General features: G+C 61.8%; 1 protein-coding gene. It reads right to left on the reverse strand.

Going from position 1 to position 1,936, the window contains the following annotated elements; genetic code table 11:
• Positions 1-1,936: ATP-dependent Clp protease ATP-binding subunit (locus V6U90_RS33170; RefSeq protein WP_334445090.1), on the reverse strand; the 1,936-nt coding region annotated here is incomplete at both ends.

Consider the following 1,936-nt stretch of genomic DNA (forward strand, 5'->3'; position numbering starts at 1 on the left):
TGGACTTGTCGATGTTGTCCGGATCGCCCTCGCAGTCGACCACCACGATCTGACCCGGGGTCAACTCGTTGAACAGAATCCGCTCGGACAGGTTGTCCTCGATGTCCCGCTGGATCGTCCGACGCAACGGCCGCGCACCCAACACCGGGTCGAAACCCTTCGCCGCCAGGTACTTCTTCGCGCCGTCGGTCAACTCCAGACCCATGTCCTTGTTCCGCAACTGCGACTCGATCCGCGCGATCATGATGTCCACGATCGACAGAATCTCCGACTGCCGCAACTGATGGAACACGATCGTGTCATCGATCCGGTTCAGGAACTCCGGCCGGAAGTGCTGCTTCAACTCATCGTTGACCTTCTGCTTCATCCGGTCGTAGTTCGACTCCGAATCCTCCGACGCCTGGAAACCCAACGACACCGCCTTCGCGACATCCCGCGTACCCAGGTTCGTGGTCAAAATGATCACCGTGTTCTTGAAGTCCACGATCCGACCCTGACCATCGGTCAGCCGACCATCCTCCAAAATCTGAAGCAGAGTGTTGAACACATCCGGATGAGCCTTCTCGATCTCATCGAACAACACCACCGAGAACGGACGACGGCGCACCTTCTCCGTCAACTGCCCACCCTCGTCATACCCCACATACCCAGGCGGAGCACCCACCAGACGCGACACCGTGTACCGGTCATGGAACTCCGACATGTCCAACTGGATCAGAGCCTCCTCCGACCCGAACAGGAACTCCGCCAGAGCCTTCGACAACTCCGTCTTACCCACACCCGACGGACCCGCGAAGATGAACGACCCCGACGGACGCTTCGGATCCTTCAACCCCGCCCGCGTCCGACGAATCGCCTTCGACACCGCCTTCACCGCGTCCTCCTGGCCGATGACCCGCTTGTGCAGCTCATCCTCCATACGCAGCAACCGCGACGTCTCCTCCTCGGTCAACTTGTACACCGGAATACCGGTCCAGTTACCGAGCACCTCCGCGATCTGCTCATCGTCAACCTCACTGACGACGTCCAGATCCCCCGCCTTCCACTCCTTCTCCCGCTGCGCCTTCGCCCCGAGAAGCTGCTTCTCCTTGTCCCGCAACTGCGCAGCCCGCTCGAAGTCCTGCGCATCGATCGCAGACTCCTTGTCCCGACGCACCTGAGCGATCCGCTCATCGAAGTCCCGCAGATCCGGCGGCGCCGTCATCCGACGGATCCGCATCCGCGCACCCGCCTCATCAATCAGATCGATCGCCTTGTCCGGCAGGAACCGATCCGAGATGTACCGATCCGCCAACGTCGCCGCCGCCACCAGAGCCGCATCCGTGATACTCACCCGGTGATGCGCCTCGTACCGATCGCGCAACCCCTTCAGGATCTCGATCGTGTGCGCCAACGACGGCTCACCCACCTGAATCGGCTGGAACCGCCGCTCCAACGCCGCGTCCTTCTCCACATACTTGCGGTACTCATCCAACGTCGTCGCACCGATGGTCTGCAACTCACCCCGCGCCAACATCGGCTTCAGGATGCTCGCCGCGTCGATCGCACCCTCCGCGGCACCCGCACCCACCAGAGTGTGGATCTCATCGATGAACAGGATGATGTCACCCCGGGTCCGGATCTCCTTGAGCACCTTCTTCAGACGCTCCTCGAAATCACCCCGGTACCGCGAACCCGCAACCAACGCCCCCAGATCCAGGGTGTACAGCTGCTTGTCCTTCAGCGTCTCCGGAACCTCACCCTTGATGATCTTCTGGGACAGGCCCTCGACCACCGCGGTCTTACCCACACCCGGCTCACCGATCAACACCGGGTTGTTCTTCGTCCGCCGGGACAGGACCTGCATGACCCGCTCGATCTCCTTGGACCGACCGATCACCGGGTCGAGCTTGCCCTCCCGGGCCGCCTGGGTCAGGTTACGACCGAACTGGTCCAG

This window comes from Micromonospora sp. CPCC 206060 (genome assembly GCF_036906895.1).
In the GTDB taxonomy this organism is placed as follows: Bacteria; Actinomycetota; Actinomycetes; order Mycobacteriales; family Micromonosporaceae; genus Micromonospora.